This window comes from Exiguobacterium sp. JMULE1 (assembly GCF_013337175.1).
In the GTDB taxonomy this organism is placed as follows: Bacteria; Bacillota; Bacilli; order Exiguobacteriales; family Exiguobacteriaceae; genus Exiguobacterium_A; species Exiguobacterium_A indicum.
Genome location: NZ_SGWC01000002.1, coordinates 1685543 through 1702306 on the forward strand (window position 1 = coordinate 1685543; position 16764 = coordinate 1702306).

Annotated in this window: 12 protein-coding genes; all 12 read right to left on the minus strand. The window is 48.0% G+C overall.

The features are described from left to right. Nucleotides 1–10: 10 nt before the first annotated feature. Nucleotides 11–1021, minus strand: coding sequence for a S66 family peptidase (locus EXW93_RS09225; protein WP_023468554.1), 1011 nt, complete (start codon nucleotides 1019–1021; stop codon nucleotides 11–13). Between the two features lie 184 nt (nucleotides 1022–1205). Continuing rightward, on the minus strand, nucleotides 1206–1568 hold the full coding sequence (locus EXW93_RS09230) for a DUF779 domain-containing protein (RefSeq protein WP_023468555.1): 363 nt from the start codon (nucleotides 1566–1568) through the stop codon (nucleotides 1206–1208). A gap of 22 nt (nucleotides 1569–1590) precedes the next feature. After that, nucleotides 1591–3111, minus strand: a complete 1521-nt coding sequence (gene adh / locus EXW93_RS09235; RefSeq protein ID WP_023468556.1) for an aldehyde dehydrogenase — start codon at nucleotides 3109–3111, stop codon at nucleotides 1591–1593. Between the two features lie 195 nt (nucleotides 3112–3306). Continuing rightward, complete coding sequence (locus EXW93_RS09240) at nucleotides 3307–3831, minus strand: TraR/DksA C4-type zinc finger protein (RefSeq protein ID WP_023468557.1); 525 nt, start codon at nucleotides 3829–3831, stop codon at nucleotides 3307–3309. A gap of 68 nt (nucleotides 3832–3899) precedes the next feature. Then, a complete protein-coding gene (locus EXW93_RS09245) occupies nucleotides 3900–4697 on the minus strand; it encodes a hypothetical protein (RefSeq protein WP_023468558.1) in 798 nt (265 codons plus the stop codon). Nucleotides 4698–4935: 238 nt separating this feature from the next. Next, nucleotides 4936–6078, minus strand: a complete 1143-nt coding sequence (locus EXW93_RS09250; protein WP_174316395.1) for a mannitol-1-phosphate 5-dehydrogenase — start codon at nucleotides 6076–6078, stop codon at nucleotides 4936–4938. 2 nt (nucleotides 6079–6080) lie between these two features. After that, complete coding sequence (locus EXW93_RS09255; RefSeq protein WP_023468560.1) at nucleotides 6081–6518, minus strand: PTS mannitol transporter subunit IIA; 438 nt, start codon at nucleotides 6516–6518, stop codon at nucleotides 6081–6083. Between the two features lie 34 nt (nucleotides 6519–6552). After that, entirely contained in the window at nucleotides 6553–7983 is a 1431-nt protein-coding gene (locus EXW93_RS09260) for a PTS mannitol transporter subunit IIBC (RefSeq protein WP_023468561.1), read from the minus strand. 193 nt (nucleotides 7984–8176) lie between these two features. Beyond that, nucleotides 8177–10189 (minus strand): BglG family transcription antiterminator, encoded by a 2013-nt coding sequence (locus tag EXW93_RS09265; RefSeq protein WP_174316396.1) that lies wholly within the window; start codon nucleotides 10187–10189, stop codon nucleotides 8177–8179. Next, nucleotides 10182–10475, minus strand: coding sequence for a PTS sugar transporter subunit IIB (locus tag EXW93_RS09270; RefSeq protein WP_174316397.1), 294 nt, complete (start codon nucleotides 10473–10475; stop codon nucleotides 10182–10184). The genes EXW93_RS09265 and EXW93_RS09270 overlap by 8 nt, the downstream gene beginning before the upstream one ends. A 158-nt stretch (nucleotides 10476–10633) precedes the next feature. Then, complete coding sequence (locus tag EXW93_RS09275; protein ID WP_023468564.1) at nucleotides 10634–12100, minus strand: glutamate synthase subunit beta; 1467 nt, start codon at nucleotides 12098–12100, stop codon at nucleotides 10634–10636. Then, a complete protein-coding gene (gene gltB, locus EXW93_RS09280) occupies nucleotides 12097–16569 on the minus strand; it encodes a glutamate synthase large subunit (protein WP_023468565.1) in 4473 nt (1490 codons plus the stop codon). The genes EXW93_RS09275 and gltB overlap by 4 nt, the downstream gene beginning before the upstream one ends. Nucleotides 16570–16764 lie beyond the last annotated feature (195 nt).

Consider the following 16764-nt stretch of genomic DNA (forward strand, 5'->3'; position numbering starts at 1 on the left):
GCTCTCCTTTTTAGTTGAACGTCAGATCGATTCGTGAATCTTTTCCTTGAATACGAACCGTACCCGTCGCTCCATTGATTAACGTCACCTGCGGCGGCTGATGACCGATGTCAAGATCGTATAAGACTGGTAAGCCTGTCTCATCCGCTAGATATTGATACACGTTTAGCCATGTCAGGTCTTCTGTAATCCTTGCAGACGTGCGCCCGAATAAAAAGCCAGCCGCATGGTTGAACCAGCCAGCATACGCCATTTGTCGCAGCGTCCGGTGCACCTCTGCCGAATTCGCTTCAGACACCTCAAAGTACCAGAGTATCGGTTCTCCGTTGATCTCTTCACGCTGGAAACGCTGCACATCTCCATACGGTGTCCCAATCAGATGGCGAATCGTCTCTAGGCACCCACCAAGTATACGTCCGGTCACTTCTGTTCGCTCATCAAGTGCTTTCCATTCCGTCGCTTCCGTTAGCTGAAATAACGAACCTGCTGGACGTTCTTCATCAGTCCATTTGGATTGATAACGATCGGAAGCCCACTGTGTAACGGTTCCTCCAGTTGGCGTCGCAAGTACTCGTCGCCAGGCACTTGTCGTCTCGTCCCATTCTTCACTTCGAAGCTCAACGAAATTCGGACCATGTGCTGTTGCAATTCCCGTCTGAAGCGTCAGACTGAGCAATAGCGTACTGATATCGGAATAGCCAAGCAACCATTTTGTTTGGTAAGTAGCTAGCGTCAACTCAGGTAAAAGATCAATGGCGCGTTCCCCGCCAAATGGCGGGATGACGGCATCAATCGTCTCATCCGTCATCATGCGGTTCAATTCTTCGGCCCGTTGTTTAGCCGGTGCACTCTCAGCATGTTGATGCGACCAAATCGTTTCGCCTAAACGGACGTTCATTTGTCGTGCTTGTACCTGTTCAACTGCTCGTTCGACCCATTCCTGTTGCTGTTCACTTAATCCGGAGGAGGGCGCCGTCACTCCGATCGTTTGACCTGTCCAACCTAAAAATGGATATTTCATGGTGACCCCCTATAATGTCATAGTGTGAAACTATCTTCTCGTCAAAATATGAGTTCATTATACCGTTCTTATGCCGCATTACCAACTTTTATCCTGTTCGAACGTCGTGATACGAACAAAAAACACGATTCCGTACGAGCGACCTGAATGAACAAGTCACCTCGACGAAACCGTGTTTGATTCCTTAGCTTGATGCTGATAGTTCAGCGTATTCCTCTTGCGTGAACGCACGGGAGCGTGTCAAAAAACGTTTCCCTTCGACACCTTCAAGAGAGAACATTCCGCCTCGACCATCCACGACATCAATGATGAGTTGCGTATGTTTCCAGTACTCATATTGATCTTCATGAATATAAAACGGACAACCACCGATCTCTCCCAGTTTTTTATCCTGATCTCCCAGGAATAGATCACCCTGCGCAAAACACATCGGGGAACTGCCATCGCAACAACCACCAGATTGATGAAACATCAACGGACCGTGTTTTTCTCTCAACTGGTCGATTAACTCTAGACAAGCTGCTGTCGCCTGAACACGTTCCACCATTTGCATCCACGTCCTTTCCGACTTAGAAGAAACCGAGTTTATTCGGGTTGTAGCTAACGAGTAGGTTTTTCGTCCGTTGGTAATGGTTGAGCATCATCTTATGGTTTTCACGTCCGATCCCTGACATTTTGTAACCACCAAACGCCGCGTGAGCTGGATATTGGTGATAACAGTTCGTCCAGACACGTCCTGCTTCGATTGCACGACCAAACCGGTAAGCACGGTTCATATCGCGTGTCCAGACGCCGGCACCAAGACCATATAACGTATCATTCGCAATTTCGAGTGCTTCTTCTTCCGTTTTGAATGTCGTGACCGATAGAACCGGTCCGAAAATTTCTTCTTGGAAGATTCGCATCTTGTTATGCCCTTTGAAGATCGTTGGTTGGATGTAATATCCTTCGGCAAGATCCCCTTCAAGCATGTTACGCTCTCCACCGATGAGACACTCTGCGCCTTCCGACTTACCGATTTCAAGATATGAAAGGATTTTCTCCATCTGTTCGTTCGAAGCTTGAGCCCCCATCATGACGTCCGAATCAAGAGGATTTCCGATCTTGATGGCTTTGACACGCTCAAGAACACGTTCCATGAACGGCTCGTAAATTGATTCTTGAATCAAGGCACGCGACGGACACGTACAGACTTCTCCTTGGTTCAACGCAAACATCAGTAATCCTTCGATTGCTTTATCGAAGAAAGCATCATCTGCCTGCATGATATCTTCGAAGAAGATGTTCGGTGATTTCCCACCGAGCTCGAGGGTGACCGGAATCAAGTTTTGCGATGCGTACTGCATGATCAAACGTCCTGTCGTTGTCTCACCCGTAAAGGCGATTTTGGCAATCCGTTTGCTCGACGCGAGCGGTTTCCCTGCTTCAAGACCAAAACCGTTGACGATGTTAAGAACACCCGGTGGGAGTAAATCCTCAATGAGCTCAACGAGTACCATGATGCTCGCTGGTGTTTGTTCTGCTGGTTTTAAGACGACACAGTTTCCTGCTGCGAGAGCCGGTGCCAGCTTCCAGACAGCCATCAGGAGAGGGAAGTTCCACGGAATGATTTGACCAACGACGCCAAGTGGCTCATGGAAGTGGTACGCTACCGTGTCTTGATCGAGTTCGCCGACCGAACCTTCTTGGGCACGGATGACGCCGGCGAAATAACGGAAGTGATCGATTGCGAGCGGTAGATCGGCGTTGAGTGTCTCACGGACCGCTTTCCCGTTCTCAAGTGTCTCTGCATAAGCGAGCATCTCAAGGTTTTCTTCCATCCGATTCGCGATTTTATTTAAAATGTTTGAGCGTTCCGTTACAGACGTTTTTCCCCATGCTTCTTTTGCCGCGTGTGCTGCATCAAGAGCCAGTTCGATGTCTTCCTTACCGGAACGAGCGACTTGGCACAATACTTTACCAGTGACAGGTGTGACATTATCAAAATATTCTCCCCCGACAGGTGCCGTCCACTTTCCATTGATGTAATTTTCATACCGTTCCTTGTACTGTACTTTTGACCCTTGCTTGTTCGGAATGTCATAAATCATGCGTTATTTCCTCCCTCAACTAAAATGGTCAAGCAGTGAGACGGATGCTTGTATGCGCTTACATTTTAATATAGGCTAAAACAGCCCCCTCGATACCATCGTACCAAAATTATATGAAAAGTCAAAAAATTCCGGTAAATATCTGTGATTTTTTTCTAGAAAAAACATCTCCATTTTCGGGAGATGTTTTGCCGGTCAAGACCGTGTCGGGTCAATTCCGTCTTCTTGGTCAGACGGTGTATCGGAACTACCGAAATCACTTACTTTCGAGAATCCATCCGTATCACCGTCGATGTCTTTCCCGCGGGCTGTAACAGATGGATCCAGTACATCTTCTTCACTTGGTCGCGAATTCGGATCGTTCTCGTTTTGTTCTGCTTCTTCTTTTGCATGCTCGATACATAATAGCGTTTCCGGAATGATATCAAGACGCTCAATCTCAATCTCTTTTCCACAGACCTTACAAATGCCATACGTTCCGTCCTCGATCGCTTTTAGGGCACGATCCACATCAGAGAGCATATCCTCTTGCATGTCCGTGATCGCTTGATCGCGTTCCCGTAAGAATAATTCATCGCCGGAATCGGCAGGATGATTATCGTAACTCGACAATTCACCTTCATCGTAATCGGTATCGCGTTGTTCGATGTTTGATGTCGTCTTTTCTTTTTCCTTTAATAATCGTTGCTTGAATTCTTCCGTCTGTTGTTTAGATAACATGATTGTTCGACTCCCCTTCGTTAGAACCTCTGTTAAGAATGTAGCCTATTCGAAGAAGAGTTAAACCATCACGAACACTTATAAGAACGAATTGATCCATGAAGATCACAGATAACCGTCATGCATTCATTCCCATCGTTAAAACAAATCTGATGTGATCGTCCGTTCTTGGATGTCGTGATGTCATCGATCCACAGTTGCGAAGCATCTGCCGAAGACAGCATCGCGATTTTGTCACGAATCATGAATAAATCAAACGGTAACAGATTCAAGGATTGAATCGTTAACCCATGTTTACGGAAAAGTGGATCAAGCTGGTATTGCGAGAGACTATATAAAGACTTTTCCGTCCCACCAATCAGTAGTTGAATCGAATGTGACGGTTCATGACTGTCGATTCGTTCCTTATGCAGGATGATTCGTCCTCGAACACCAGACTCATTGAATATTCGTTGCGTATCCTCTTGTGACAGTCGTGGTCCACCTTCCTTGACCTTTAAGACGATGTGGGCGAATTCCGCAAAATCCGGTTTTCCGATTTCAAGCGCTGGGATATGACGGACTTCTTCTCGTTCAATGATTTCAATCAAGTCACGCTCTACTTTGACACTGACCGTATCTGTTGAAAAGACACGAACGTCGATCACAAATTGATCAAGTACTGCATTTACTTCGATCGTGTACGTCAAATCAAGGTTTTTTTCTTGTTCAACCAATAGTCGATTCAAGATGAGTTGATGCAATAAATGGACTGGTGTACGTGAAGAAAATTGACTCGAATAAATCAAATGTTTTGGTCCGGTTCCTTTTGTTGCTTTTGGTCGTGCTCCGTTTAATCTATATACGTTCACTTTATAATTCAACATATTATCACCTTCTCTTACCTGAAAAATCGGAATAGAGATGTTCCGTTCATATAGCGTACAATGTATTTTAATCGCTAAATATTCGTTTTCGAATATTCCAAATTGAATATACAAATTGTAATCAAATTGTGATAGAAGATTTGCAAAAACTGATTATTTCGATGACGATGCGCTACGTGTTATTAGATATACAAAACCACCCTTCACGTAACGTGAAAGGTGGTGCGCACACTTATTCTCAAGCAATCGAATTGACTTGTTGTTGCATCGCTTCATAATGTTCGATGATTCGAGATCCAAGTGGATCCGTTGCTGACAGTTTTAGATATGCGTTTAACGCATCTTCAATTCCATGTTTCGTGATATATGCATTTAATTCAGAAGATTCTGAATCATTTGGATCGAAATAGGTCAGTGCTGCTGCGATTCCGCGCGCTAATCCATCTGCTTCAATCCCGCGCTCCATCAATTCCTTCGCTGGTTTGACGAGTCGGTCAGTTGGACTCAGTTTACGAATCGGTGAACGAGCGACACGAATGATTTCATCATGAATTCGCGGGTTTTCAAAGCGTTTCATATTCTTTTGGATATACGCACTATGGTCGACGGGGTTAAAGCCGTACTTTTCAAGTAACAACCACCCTGTTTCGTAAAGTGCTGTCTGGACACCACGACGGATGCGTGGATCCGTTAGACTTTCAGCGATTGTCTCTTTATGAAAGAGTGCTCCGAGGTACGAAGCGATCGCATGTCCCGTATTAACGGTGAACAGTTTCCGCTCGATGAACGGTTCGATGTTTTCGACATAGGTAACACCTTTAATCCGTGGATAGGCTTCCGGTAGTCCAGTCGTCTCAATCACCCATTCGAAGAATTCTTCCACTTCGACGTACAACGGGTCTTCATGATGCTGAAGCGGCACGATCCGGTCAACCGCTGCATTCGGGAAATACCAGTTCTCCGCTACCGTCTGATGTTTCGCTACCTCCGCTTGCAAGTGTTTTGACCCACCGATCATATTCTCACACGCAATGACGTAGACAGGTGTCTGTTGATCACGTTGACGTAACCCTTCCGCGATCAAAGGAGCTACTTTCGACAACAAGCTCGGACCGACAGCTGTCGTAATCACATCTGCATCGCGAATCGCTGCAATGACCTGATCCGGTTCAGACAAACTGTTGAGCGCCGTCACGCCGTCGACCCGTTCATGTCCTCCTTGTTCAGAGGCATAACCGACCTCATAGGTATGTCGTGCTTTTAATGCATCGACGACCGTCGTATTGACATCTACGAAACAGACTTCGTAACCCGTCTTGACGAGTTGTAAGCCGATGAAACCACGTCCAATGTTACCGGCACCAAAATGAATGGCTTTCATGCTTACACCTCCGCTGTCAATAAGGCAATGATTTCTTCTTTTGATTTCGCTGCCACGATACGCTCGACGTTCTCCTCATCGGAGCAAATGACTGCGATATTCGATAACAACTCGAGGTGTTCGTCCCCAACACCAGCGATACCGATGACGAGTCGTGCTTGTTCCGTTCCGAACGCTACGCCTTGCGGTACTTGTAGAATCGATAGCCCCGTTTTCTTGACTTGTGATTTAGCCGACTCTGTTCCGTGGGGAATTGCGACATGGTTGCCGATATAAACCGTTGATAAAGCGTGACGCTCCTGCATTGAATCGATATAACCCGCTTCGACATATCCATGGTCGACGAGGAGTTGACCGGCAGCCGTAATGGCTGCCGTCTCGTCTGCGAATTGTTGATCCAGTAATACGAGTTCCGGTGAAAGGTTCATTGTCGTTGTCATGTTTATTCCTCCTTGAATATCTCTATCTTTATTTTTAAGAAATCTTATTTCGTGCTGTTTCAATCTCATGAACGAGTTGGTCATAATAACCGGCATTCAAGAAATTATCGACTGATCGGTGTTCTGCCGTTGGAACCTGTTCCTTCGCTCGCTCCGTCAAATCACGATGCGTGATGATCAGTTCGGCGTTTTGCGGCAATTGACTGATTGACGTATTCGTTACCTTGATCGGTAAGCCCGCTTTGTTGATTTTATTGCGAAGGACGGATGCTCCCATCGCACTTGATCCCATACCAGCGTCACAAGCGAAAATGATATGTTCGACTTCCGCAAGTGGTTTAGCATCAGCTGAAACGAGTGTCGAGGCAATCGATTGTTTGCCTTTCATCGCACTGACGTTCGCGCTTGCTTCTTCAAGCGATGTCTCTTTTGCTTTGCTTGTTTTCAATAAGACAGTCGAGACAACGAATGTCACAGACGCTGAAACAAGGACACCGGCGATCAATCCGATGTAAGAGCCGCGGGATGCCATCGCAAGAACCGCAATGATACTACCTGGCGAAGCAGGTGCGACTAAACCGACATCAAATAGGACGAATGTGAGAATTCCACTCATACCACCTGCGATCATCGCAAGCAATAAGACCGGCTTCATCAAGACATACGGGAAGTAAATTTCGTGAATCCCACCGATGAACTGAATGAACGCGGCACCCGGTGCTGTTTTCTTTGCTGCACCAGAACCGAAGAACGAGTACGCGAGTAACAATCCGAGACCCGGACCCGGGTTAGCTTCGAGTAGGAACAGTACCGATTTTCCTGCTTCATTCACTTGATCGAGACCAAGTGGGCTTAAGATACCGTGGTTGATGGCGTTATTTAAGAACAAAATTTTCGCTGGTTCGATGAATAAACTAGCAAGCGGTAATAAGTGCGCACTGACGATTGCACCAACTGCTGCAGCCATGATGTCGTCAAGACCTGTCATGAGTGGTCCGAATAACTTGAACCCACCGAGCATCAACAAACCACCAATGATTCCGACCGAGAAATTGTTGACGAGCATCTCGAGACCCGGTTTGACTTTTCCTTCGATCAACTGATCGAACTTTTTGATGACGTATCCACCAAGTGGTCCCATGATCATGGCACCGAGGAACATCGGAATCTCTGTGCCGACGATGACCCCCATCGTCGCGAGCGTCCCGACGACACCCCCTCTGACGTCATGCATTAATTTCCCGCCTGTGTATCCGATCAGCAACGGTAAGAGATAGGTGATCGTCGGACCGACGAGTTCACCGAGTTCCTTATTTGGTGCCCATCCAGTTGGGATGAACAGTGCCGTGATGATCCCCCAGGCGATGAATGCACCGATGTTCGGCATGACCATACCGCTTAAAAAGCTTCCGAACCGTTGAACTTGTACACGGATGCCCCGTGCTCCATTTTGAGCTGTCGCCATTGTGTTAGCCTCCATTTCGTGTATGAGTTGATAAGATGATTGCTTTGCTATGACCTTATTGTAAGAGTACTGCAAGCGCTTACTCAATCTTTCCTAGTTCAGTCTTTGTCCAAGAAGTTGGACAGACTGGAAAGAAGCCTGCTTGACATAAAAAAATCCCTGTCACTTCAGGAATGGAGTGACAGGGATTTTTTCAAGTGTGACCGAGGAACTGATCAATGACCGTTCGAAACGTTCGATTCAATAGCAGACGAATCGTCTGTTCCTCCCCGAACTCGAATTGATCCATTTGTTCGGGACTCTCGATGATCGCAGCACTGATCGAACTGAGTAATTCAAGCAGTTCGTTCGAGGTCTCTTCCGGTGCGACCAAGACGAGGAGCCGTTCGACGGATTGTAACTGTTGATCCATTCCGAGCAAGTCGATCGGTTCAGGCAATTCAAAGATGAGGAATCCCCCTCGTTGAATCGTCGCATCGCGTCCGTGAAACAGCGCAAGCCGCGTTCCCGGAATACCAAGACCTGACATCTCATGACGACGTAGCAATTGTCCAGAGAGCGAAACAGCTGACTTCGCCAATCCTTGCTCGACCATGCGTGTACTGATCTCAAACAAGAGCGATTCAATCCCATCGCCCACCCGCTCTAACCGTTCCATTCGGAATCCGTCCGATACTTGAATGGACGACGCAACGAGCCGATGCAATTGCTCAAGTTCGAGCCATTCCGTTTTCGTCTTTCGCGGTGCCGGTTGAAAGGATTTAGGCAAGGCGAGAATTAATTTCCGAATCCGTTCGACCTCATCCTGAGGAAGCAATGGGTTGACGAGAAGATGTGGTGGACGAATGTCAGGCAATGGCACAGTCGACAATACAAAGTCGTACGAGTCGATTGGTAACCGTTCGATGCCAAACAGGGACGAGTTATCGATGTGCTCGAGTTCAGCGAATTCTTGCCGTAGCCGATTCATCAACAACTTCGAGGAACCGAGTCCAGCAGAGCAGACGACTAGAACACGATATGGGAGTTTTGGTGTCGGTTTGCTGAGAACGGCACCGAAATGCATGACCCAAAATGCTAAATCTACGTCTTCAAATGTCGCATCGGTGAAGATCGACAGTGCTGTTTGTTTGACCGCATCAAACAAGCGCGGATATTCCCGTTCGATTTGTTTGATGACATAGGACGGATTGACGCTATTTTGACGTGTGTACGATTGAATATGCGAGACGAGTCCGCGTTCTAGCGCGTGATCCTTCGTAAAGTTCGTTCCATATAATAAGGAGACATGCTCAATCAATCGTTTTACACGAAGGCGCGTGACGAGTTCCTCCGTATCTCCTGCGTCCGATTGAAAGAAAGCACGCAATTCTTCTGATAACCATTGGCGTTCGGCAATCGACAACGTGTCAGGTAAACGCTCTTCGACGCGTTCCACCCATTTGAGGATTTCGACCGGATACGCTTTTAACTCGTAACGCATCGGAAACTGATCTTTGCGTAACGCTTGTAAAGCTAAGCTGAGTGTCGCACGCATGATTTGTCGGTCATTGAGACGCCCTTCTTTCGTCAATGGCGCTATGACCGCGTACGCTTGATTGATCATCTCAAGCCAGGATGTTCGATTCATGCGTAACAGATGAGGTAATTGCCCGGCGTCGCCTTGTAACAACCGATAGAAAGCGAGAACATCCCATTGCGTAAAGATCAATGAAATCAGTAAACGGCGTTTGTTGATTTCTTCGCCGATGACTTCGGCACCAATACCTTTTTTGCGCTTGATTTCAAGGTCATATTGTAGAAACCATTCATCAATCCGTTCTAAATCCTGGCTAACGGTGCTCGGAGCCACATACATCGCATGGGCGATTGCCTGTAATTTGACCATCCCTTCTTCTTGTAGTAGCCGATACGCTAACTCGACTTGGCGATCTTCAGCGTTCGGTAATTGTTTATGTGACAATAAGAGTTGGTCCCGTAATGCATGTTTGGCTTCGTCCGTTCCCTCAATTAAGAGACCTCTGCCGCGAACATATGTCAAACGCAAATCATGATCTTCTAAAGACTGGGCAAGACGATCGCGTTCACGTTGAATCGTTCGTTCCGATGTCTCGAGCGTTTCCGCAATCTCTTGTATTTGAACAGGTTCCTCGCGTGATAAGAGGAAAAATAAGATATCATGTTCCCGTGGTGTAAATTCAGTCATGCAGCCTCACTCTTTTCTGCCAAGATTCGAGGATGACGTCATATGCAGTCGGATCAAGAATCCGATCGACTGGATGAACCGAACAATGTGTTTTCCATACGTGTCGATGGACGAGTTGCGTTTCTCCGATGATAAAAGCTGCTTGATCAGGTAGTTCTGCGATCCGACATGTCTTGACGTCTGTCGTAATACCACATTCAAGTAAGCGCTTTCTTAAAATCGTAGCCCCCATGATACTACTCGCCATTCCACTCTCGCATACGAAATAGATGATTTCTGAATTCATCTGTCATACCTCCTCTTCATTTTATAAGAATAGCAGAAATATTTTCGGTGTTTCACCTTGAAACAAAATCAATAGTTATTTTTGAACTGGCAGATTTCTTTGCCAAACACAAAAAAGCCTGGATTTCCGATGATGCCAGAAAATCCAGACGATGTGATTTAGCCTGTTTGTTGCATTGCTTTTAAATATTGTCCAACGGCTTCTGCTACTTCACGACCTTCGCGAATCGCCCAGACGATCAATGATTGACCACGTCTTGCGTCACCTGCGGCAAATACGCCTGGACGGTTCGTCGCGTAACGTGTCGTCTTGATTTTCCCACGTTCCGAGGCGACTGCTAAATGTTCGAGTACGTTCTCTTCGACACCACTGAATCCAATGGCAATCCAGACTTGATCGACTGGGAAGTAACGATCGCTCCCTTCGATCTCCTCAAAGATCACTGTACCCGATTCAGTTTTTGTTTTCGTCGTTTGAATCGTCCAGACACCGGTGACTTGACCCGATTCACTTGTTGTGAATCGCTTGATCGCGATCAAGTATTCACGAGGATCCCGACCGAATTGTTGCAACGCTTCTGCGTACCCATAATCGATGGAGTAGAGTGACGGTGTATCCGGCCACATGTTTCCTGTTGCACGCGTCGTACCCGGTTGTTCATGTTTACCGAATTGGACGACGGAGCGACAGCGTTGACGGAGTGCTGTTGCCACACAGTCCGCTCCGGTATCGCCTCCACCGATGACGAGAATATCTTTATCTTTCGCATCGTGATCAGCAGACAACGGTTCTTGCGAGAGCACGTGACGTGTCACCCCTGTCAAATAATCCATCGCATAACCAACCCCACGCGTTGGCGCATCCGTTAATTTGCGTGGTTCCGTCGCGCCGACACATAAGATAACGGCGTCATACTCCGCTTCAAGTGTCTCGAGAGTGATATCTGCACCGATCGTGACGTTCGTCCGGAAGTGGATCCCTTCTGCTTCAAGCAAATCAACACGGCGCTGTACGACCTCTTTATCAAGTTTCATGGCTGGTATACCGTACGTGAGTAATCCGCCAATCCGATCTTCCCGCTCGTAGACCGTCACTTGGTGACCGGCTTGATTCAGCTGATCGGCAGCCGCAAGACCGGCAGGACCAGATCCAACGATGGCAATCGAACGTGTCGATCGTATTGCTGGAATTCGGGGCACGACCCATCCTTTTTCGAAGCCAATGTCGATGATTGTCCGTTCGATATCTTTGATCGCGACCGCAGGTTCATGAATCGACAACGTACACGATCCTTCACATGGCGCTGGGCAGACACGACCCGTGAATTCCGGGAAATTGTTCGTCTCAAGAAGGCGATCGAGTGCCTCTTGAAAACGTCCTTCTTCTACGAGCAAGTTCCATTCTGGAATCAAGTTATAGACTGGACAACCAATCTTCACTTGATCAAATACTTCCCCTACATGGCAAAACGGGGTGCCACAATCCATACATCGACTTGCTTGTTGACTCGCTTCCGCTTCCGTCAAAGCCGTCTTATATTCCTTAAAATCACCCACCCGTTCGCTTGGATGTCGTTCCGTTCCACCCGAACGAGCAACTGTCATGAATTGATCGCGTCGTTTCATCGTACCCCTCCTGTTCTGCGCCCTAGATGTGTCTCAAATGCGAGCAACATCGCTTCTTCGGTGTTGTGTCCTTGTTTTGCGAAATCAGCCATCAACGTCGTCACTTTCTCATACGTCGAAGGAATGACGCGGATGAACGAATGAATGACATGATCCCAGTTCGCTAGAATCGCATCGCCCTGCTCACTACCGGTCCGTGCGACGTGACGTTCGATGAACGTCTTCAGTCGCGCAATCTCTTCGACATGCGTGACAGGTCCCGTCGAAACGAGTTCGCGGTTGACACGTTGTAAAAATTGTTCAGGATGACGCGGCAAGACATAAGCGACACCACCTGACATACCGGCAGCAAAGTTTTTTCCGACATCGCCAAGGACGACAACGGATCCACCGGTCATATACTCGAGTCCATGGTTACCGATTCCTTCGACGACAGCGACGGCTCCACTGTTTCGAACCGCAAATCGCTCACCTGCCTGACCGTTGACATAGAGTTCTCCACTCGTCGCCCCGTAAAGTGCGACGTTACCAATGATCGACTGATCGGACGAGACGAACGAAATCGAACGTGGAGGATGAACGGCGATGATACCTCCGGACAATCCTTTCCCGACGTAATCATTCGCTTCTCCCGTGACATCAAGCGTTACTCCGCGTGGTAAATACGCACCTAAACTTTGTCCGGCAGATCCATTTAGTTCGAGTTTCAATCGATCCGTTGGCAGACCAAGGGCCCCAAACCGTCTTGTTAGCATGGCACCGGTCTGCGTTCCGATCGCACGGTCTGTATTTTGAATCGTTAAACGTAGTGTCTGAGGCTGACTGAAATCTGCCGCCTCCAAATACGGCGAGATTTCACGCGCGTCAAAGGAACGCTCGACATGATGCTGTTGTTGTTCAGCCGGACCGTGTGTCACGTGAACGAGGAGACGCGAAAAATCAAGACTCTTCGCCTTCCAATGCGTCCGTTGTCGCTCCGATGGTTCGAGTAGGTCCGTCCGCCCTACGAGATCTTGTAGTCGGCTAACTCCGAGCTTCGCTAAATGTTCTCGTACTTCCTCTGCGATGAACGTCATGAAATGGACGACGTCATCGGCAGATCCCGTGAATTTCTTACGGAGCTCTGGATCTTGCGTCGCGACACCAACAGGACACGTATCGAGATGACAAGCACGCATCATGATACATCCGACGGCGATGAGCGGAGCTGTCGCAAACCCATACTCATTCGCTCCGAGCATCGCGGCGAGGATGACGTCGCGACCAGTCAATAGCTTTCCGTCGGTTTCAAGGACGACACGCTCGCGCAACCCGTTTAATGTCAACGTTTGGTGCGTCTCAGCAAGACCAAGCTCCCATGGCAGTCCGGCATGTTGAATACTCGTCTTCGGCGAGGCACCCGTGCCGCCGTCATGACCACTGATGACAATGACGTCCGCAAGCCCCTTCGCAACTCCAGCCGCGATCGTCCCAACGCCACCTTTTGCGACAAGTTTGACGCTAATCCGGGCTTGATCATTGGCACGTTTTAAGTCATGAATTAACTGGGCCAAATCTTCAATCGAATAGATATCATGGTGTGGTGGTGGGGAAATCAATCCAACACCCGGTGTCGATGCACGCACCCGTGCGATCCACGGATAGACTTTTTCACCAGGCAATTGACCACCTTCTCCGGGCTTCGCACCTTGTGCCACCTTGATTTGTAATTCGTCCGCGTGAACGAGGTAATGACTTGTCACCCCAAAACGACCAGAGGCGATCTGCTTGATTCGGCTCATCCGGAAGTCACCATTTTCATCCCGTTCGTATCGTTCCTCCTCTTCACCGCCTTCACCACTATTACTCTTTCCGCCTAAGCGGTTCATCGCGATCGCAAGCGTCTCGTGCGCTTCTTTTGATAACGAGCCGTATGACATCGCACCCGTCTTGAAGTATTTGACGATTTCGCTGACAGGCTCAACTTCTTCAATTGGGATCGCCTTCGTCTCCTTGAACGTCAACAGATGTCGTAGCACCGTTGCCGGCTCCTCCTGAATGCGTTGAGCGTACTTTTGATAAAGCCGGTAATCATTCGTACGGCATGCGTGTTGCAACAAATGAATCGTTGCTGGGTTAAAGGCATGATGTTCTCCTGCTTGACGGTACCGGAAGACACTACCGGACTCTAAATAAATCCGTTCATCTGCAACCTGTTGTGCTCGTCGGACTTCTTCTTCCATCAGTTCAAGCGTCATCCCGCTCAATTGAGAGACCGTACCAGTGAAATGCTGGTCGATGACGGAGCGATCGATTCCGACTGCTTCAAAGATTTGCGCACCACGGTAGCTGAAGACCGTCGAAATGCCCATCTTCGACATGACTTTGACGACGCCTTCCGTGACTGCTTTTTGGTAACGTTTGTCTACATCCGTAAAACGATCCCCTACCGCTTCTTCAAGCGTCGCATATGCCAGGTACGGATAAATCGCATCCGCACCATATCCGAGCAACGTCGCGACATGGTGGACTTCACGAATCTCTCCCCCTTCAACGATCAAGCTGAGATTTGTACGTAATCCCTTGCGGATCAGCGCATGATGAATCGCACTCGTCACTAAGAGGATTGGCATCGGCAATGTGCCGGGGCGTACGAGACGATCCGATAATGTCAATAATTCATACCCGTTTCGTGCAGCGGTCACAGCCTCATCAACGATCATGTCGAGCGCTTCTGCAAGCGAGTCGGTGAACGTCGTCGAAATCGTTTTTTGCTTAAGTCCACTTTGTTTAAGCGCATGGGCTTCGTCTGGTCGCAGAATCGGGGTCTCTAAGCGAACACGACGACAGTTCGCGCGGTTCGGCGTCAGCAGTTCCCCTTGTCGACCAAGCCATGTCAGCGTCGAGGTGACGATCTCTTCGCGTAACGCGTCAATTGGTGGATTCGTGACTTGTGCGAACAGTTGCTTGAAATATCGGAACAAGGATTGAGGGCGTTCACTTAAGACCGCTAGCGGTATATCCGTCCCCATCGCACCTAACGGATCCTTTTGTTCTTCGACGAGCGGGATCAAGTATTGATCGATATCTTCACGCGTATATCCGAAGTGTCGTTGTTTCGTTCCAAGTTCAACGAGTGTTTCCTTGAAGTCGTTACTTGAAAGGGAAACGACTTCTTGCGCGAGCCACTCCGCGTAGGGATGACGTGTCGCTAGCTCCCGTTTAATCTCTTCGTCTGCGATCAACTGACCGGACGCAAAGTCGAGTAAAAGCAGTTCACCCGGTGCTAATCGTTTTTTGTACAGGATGTCTTGTTCACGAAGAGGGAGTACTCCTGCTTCTGACGACAACATGAAGTGACCATCGCGTAACAATACATATCGCGCTGGACGTAAACCGTTTCGGTCAAGCGTCGCACCAATCTGTTTTCCGTTCGTAAAGACAATCGCAGACGGACCATCCCATGGCTCCATCATGCTACTGTGGTACTCATAATATGCGCGCTTAGCCGGTCTGATCTCAGCATGTTCGAATGGTTCCGGTACGAGCATCAGTGCTGTCTCAGCGAGCGAGAGTCCGGACAGATGAAGAAACTCAAACGCATTATCAAGCATCGACGAGTCACTACCTGTCTCATCTAGAATCGGTAACACTTCCTCTGCCCGATTACCATACGTCGTCTCGGCCAGTCGACGTTCTCGACCGCGCATCGCCCGAATATTTCCTTGCAACGTGTTGATTTCACCGTTGTGAATCAAATAACGGTTCGGGTGAGCACGTTTCCAACTTGGGAACGTATTCGTACTAAAACGCGAATGCACGATACCAAATCCTGATTGATAGCGCTCATCTCGTAAGTCATCGAAGTACGCGCGCAATTGATCCGTCGTCACGAGTCCTTTGTAAACGATCGTTTCACTCGAGCTACTCAAGACGTATTGTTCAAGACCGAGTTGTTCTGATTCACGTTCAAATGCGCGACGAATCAAAAAGAGTGTTCGTTCAAATGTCAATCCTTCCATCGCCTTTGCACCAATGAAACATTGACGAATGACTGGCTCCGTGCGGCGGGCACCCGACCCAAGCACTTCTGACTGAACAGGTACAGTACGCCATCCTAAGACGTCTTGTCCTTCTGTCAAGATGATGGATTCTAATGTTCGTTCGAGTCGCATCCGTTCCCGTTCCTCACGTGGTAAGAACATCATGAAAACGCCATAATCCCCTTTTTTAGGGAAGGAAATGTGGCGAACCGTTTCACGAAACAAACGATCTGGTAATTGCGTTAAAATACCCGCCCCGTCTCCCGTCTTCGCATCGCTTCCTTGTCCACCACGATGTTCCATTTGACAAAGCATGGCCAATGCATGTTCAACAATTTCATGACTCGCTCGTCCTGTTTGATGTGCGTAAACCCCGATCCCACACGCATCATGTTCCATACGAGGGTCGTATAATCCCTGCTGTTCAGGGTACTGATGAAATGTCATGGTAGCACTCTCCTTGCCTTCTTAATTTTCTGTATATTCAGTTAAATTATACTTTACACTCTTTTATGTTTATTCGCTACTATGCATAATCACCATTTTATTTAACCTTTGAAGATAGAAATACCATATATCAACATTGATAACGCTTACATAAATATGGATATTCATTCAATATTTTTTTTAGTTGAATTCTAC

Excerpts from the sequence above, each read along its gene's own strand:
- EXW93_RS09225 (WP_023468554.1), bottom strand. The coding sequence starts at position 1,021 with ATGAAATATCCATTTTTAGGTTGGACAGGTCAAACGATCGGAGTGACG.
- EXW93_RS09255 (WP_023468560.1), bottom strand. The coding sequence starts at position 6,518 with ATGACAACGACAATGAACCTTTCACCGGAACTCGTATTACTGGATCAA.
- EXW93_RS09260 (WP_023468561.1), bottom strand. The coding sequence starts at position 7,983 with ATGGCGACAGCTCAAAATGGAGCACGGGGCATCCGTGTACAAGTTCAA.
- EXW93_RS09270 (WP_174316397.1), bottom strand. The coding sequence starts at position 10,475 with ATGAATTCAGAAATCATCTATTTCGTATGCGAGAGTGGAATGGCGAGT.
- EXW93_RS09240 (WP_023468557.1), bottom strand. The coding sequence starts at position 3,831 with ATGTTATCTAAACAACAGACGGAAGAATTCAAGCAACGATTATTAAAG.
- EXW93_RS09265 (WP_174316396.1), bottom strand. The coding sequence starts at position 10,189 with ATGACTGAATTTACACCACGGGAACATGATATCTTATTTTTCCTCTTA.
- EXW93_RS09250 (WP_174316395.1), bottom strand. The coding sequence starts at position 6,078 with ATGAAAGCCATTCATTTTGGTGCCGGTAACATTGGACGTGGTTTCATC.
- adh (WP_023468556.1), bottom strand. The coding sequence starts at position 3,111 with ATGATTTATGACATTCCGAACAAGCAAGGGTCAAAAGTACAGTACAAG.
- gltB (WP_023468565.1), bottom strand. The coding sequence starts at position 16,569 with ATGACATTTCATCAGTACCCTGAACAGCAGGGATTATACGACCCTCGT.
- EXW93_RS09275 (WP_023468564.1), bottom strand. The coding sequence starts at position 12,100 with ATGAAACGACGCGATCAATTCATGACAGTTGCTCGTTCGGGTGGAACG.
- EXW93_RS09245 (WP_023468558.1), bottom strand. The coding sequence starts at position 4,697 with ATGTTGAATTATAAAGTGAACGTATATAGATTAAACGGAGCACGACCA.
- EXW93_RS09230 (WP_023468555.1), bottom strand. The coding sequence starts at position 1,568 with ATGGTGGAACGTGTTCAGGCGACAGCAGCTTGTCTAGAGTTAATCGAC.